Raw genomic sequence first — 959 nt, forward strand, 5'->3', positions numbered from 1 at the left:
GTCATGAATTGGTGATACTGCAAGAAACCTGCCCGAGTGGTCAGTTAAAGGATAGAAGGCGCGCTAATCTCATGGTACGGGGGCAAATTCGCTGCAAAATCCAGACTTGCGGGCATCGAGGCAAATAGGTTGTTTTTTATTGTGTACAATTTTTTTGAAAAGTGTCTTAATCAGTCGCTCGCCGCAGTGATTCGTGCTCCGAATCGGTGCGGTCTCCTTTTTAACTGACTTCGGGAGGCGCGAGGCCTGACTGCTTTTCGCAGGCAGGCGCGCAGAATCTATGGGACGTTTGACTACACACGTTTTGGACGCTGCACACGGTTGCCCGGGCAGCTCGATCAAGGTCGAGTTGTACCGTGTTGAAGGTTCGCACCTGGAATTGGTCGCCAGCGCGACAACCAACAGCGATGGCCGTGTCGATGCACCGCTGCTGCAAGGCGATGACTACCGTACCGGGGTCTATCAGGTTCAGTTCCATGCAGGCGACTACTACCGCGCCCGTGGCGTTCAGTTGCCGGAGCCTGCGTTTCTGGATGTGGTGGTGCTGCGTTTCGGCATCTCTGCGGAACAGGATCACTACCATGTGCCGTTGCTGATTTCGCCATATAGCTATTCCACCTACCGCGGCAGCTGATCCCCCAAGCAGCTGCCTCAACCTTGAAGCGACTGCGCATATAGCTTCTTTGGTCTTTCGCCCGCTCACACTGCGGGCTTTTTTTCGTCTTTAGAAATGTGTTATCTGGTGTGACGCCATCGCGAGCAGGCTCATTCCCACAGGGGTTTTGTAATCGACACAAATCCAATGTGGGCTTGCTCGCGAAGCTTTTGCTTTTAGCGGCTCAAAAGGGATGCAGCCCCAGCCCCACCAAACAACCCTGCACTGATCCGGTTAAACCAGCTCTGTCCCTTGCCACTGCGCAGATATCGAGCCGCCCCATGCGCACCCAGCCCATAAGCCA

1 protein-coding gene and 1 pseudogene are annotated in these 959 nt (G+C 54.5%); one reads left to right on the forward strand and one right to left on the reverse strand.

What is annotated here, in order from left to right; genetic code table 11:
* The first annotated feature begins 280 nt into the window (after positions 1-280).
* Positions 281-634 carry a hydroxyisourate hydrolase gene (gene uraH, locus AC1DRJ_RS29680; RefSeq protein WP_007944445.1) on the forward strand — a complete coding sequence of 118 codons (354 nt, stop codon included), beginning with the start codon at positions 281-283 and terminating at the stop codon, positions 632-634.
* A gap of 197 nt (positions 635-831) precedes the next feature.
* On the opposite strand, the pseudogene AC1DRJ_RS29685 reads toward uraH, so the two are convergent.
* Positions 832-959 (reverse strand): annotated as a pseudogene (locus AC1DRJ_RS29685) (LysE family translocator); the annotation flags it as partial.

The sequence above is a fragment of the Pseudomonas sp. P5_B2 genome (genome assembly GCF_056400445.1).